A 1,611-nucleotide genomic window follows, 5' to 3' on the forward strand; every position below is an offset into this window, starting at 1 on the left:
GGCCCTGACTGTGCCGGGAAAGCGAGAGCAGTCGCGTCGGCGCCGAAGGCTTTGACTCAGGCGCAAGGACCGGCGCTTCGACCACGCCGAGGGTAATCATCAGATTGTCGATCGCGCGAGCGGTAATCGCCATCGTGTCGACTGTGGCGGTGCCGCCGCCGCCGAACTCGCCGCTGACGCCAATGGCACCGGCCCGGCGGGCTGCGCCCATGGAGGTCGGCGAGGCCCGGCCATTGTCGGCCACGAACCCATACGGCATGCCGAGCGCCCGCATCAGCGCAACCCCGCGCCCCTGCCGGTCGGGATCGGTATTGCGCTCGACAAGCGCCGTGGGAAGATGCTCCATCGAGGTGCCGCCCGAATGAATATCGAAGATGACGTCGTGGCGGGGAAACAGTTCCGTCTCCAGGAAATTGGCAAGCCGGCTTGTCGGGGTGCCCAACGGGTCGCCGGGAAAGGCGCGGTTGAGATTACCGCCGTCAAGCGGCGAACAGCGTTTGGCGGCCATGACCGCCGGTGCGTTCGCCATCGGCAGAATGGTAACGCGGCCCTTGATCTGCTTGGGATCGAGCCGGCGGATCAGCTTTGCCAGCGACAGCTCGCCCTCATATTCGTCGCCGTGATTGCCGGCCATCAGAAGCAGCGATGGGCCTTCACCGTTGCGTATGAGGCAGATCGGGACCTTGACCTGGAAATAGGGCGAACGGTCTATCGAGAACGGAATGCCGAGATAACCTGATGTCTTGCCGTTCCGGTCGAGGTCGAGCGTATGGGTGAGGCCGGTGTGCATGGCGACAACTCAGACGGCGGCAACCGCGGTGACCTCGATACGGAGATCGGGGTCGGCGAGACGAGCCTCGACGCAAGCCCGCGCCGGCAGGCGTTGAGGATCCACCCAGGCATCGTAGATGCTGTTCATGGCGTCGAAGTCGCCGATCTGCGGCAGGAAGATGTTGACCGCCACAAGCTTCGACTTGCTGCTGCCGGCCTCGACCAAGAGCGCCTCGATCTTTGAGAGCACATCGCTGGTCTGGCCTTCGATACCGGCCTTGCGATTGTCAGCCACTTGGCCTGCGATGTGGACGAGGCCACCATAGACGACCGCCTGCGACATGCGGGAGCCGGACTGGAAATACTTGATCATATTGGATCCTTTCGAGGTTCTCTTGGGGCCGCCGCAAGATCCGGTCAGCCGAAATAGGTGGGAAAGGCGTGGCGGACATGGCCGGCCGCGTCGACGCCGAAGATCACGCGATAGCGATCGAGGCAGGTGCAGGGATGGGAGATGCCGAATTCAATGATGTCGCCAACGGCAATGTCGTCGCTGGGTGCAATCGACAGGAAGGCGTGCTGGTCGTTGAGCTTGAAGACCTCGGCGTGCGGTACCGGCAGCGGCTTACCGGTCCGGAAGACCGCGAGCACCATCGGAAACCCCTGATCGAACGACACGTCGCGCATACCCATGCCGCATATCGCGAGGCCGGGCTCCGGCCGCGAGAGCACTTCGGCCCATAGGCGCAAAGCCGGACGAAACGAGTTTCGTGCGGAAACACCAACGCCGCCAACTGCAAAGCCCTTGCGAGCATCGAGTGCGCTAAGCGAGCGATCATA

General features: G+C 63.4%; 2 protein-coding genes and 1 pseudogene. All 3 read right to left on the reverse strand.

All coding sequences use genetic code 11. From position 1 onward, the window contains the following. A partial coding sequence (locus EOA86_RS33825) for a succinylglutamate desuccinylase/aspartoacylase family protein (protein WP_128345513.1) occupies nucleotides 1-790 on the reverse strand: 790 nt, incomplete at its 3' end. 9 nt (nucleotides 791-799) lie between these two features. Beyond that, nucleotides 800-1,144: a RidA family protein gene (locus EOA86_RS33830; protein WP_036267438.1), complete on the reverse strand. Its 345-nt coding sequence runs from the start codon at nucleotides 1,142-1,144 to the stop codon at nucleotides 800-802. A gap of 44 nt (nucleotides 1,145-1,188) precedes the next feature. After that, nucleotides 1,189-1,611, reverse strand: a pseudogene (locus EOA86_RS33835) (amino acid deaminase); the annotation flags it as partial.

The sequence above is a fragment of the Mesorhizobium sp. M5C.F.Ca.IN.020.32.2.1 genome, assembly GCF_004023105.1.
GTDB classification, from domain to species: Bacteria; Pseudomonadota; Alphaproteobacteria; order Rhizobiales; family Rhizobiaceae; genus Mesorhizobium; species Mesorhizobium wenxiniae.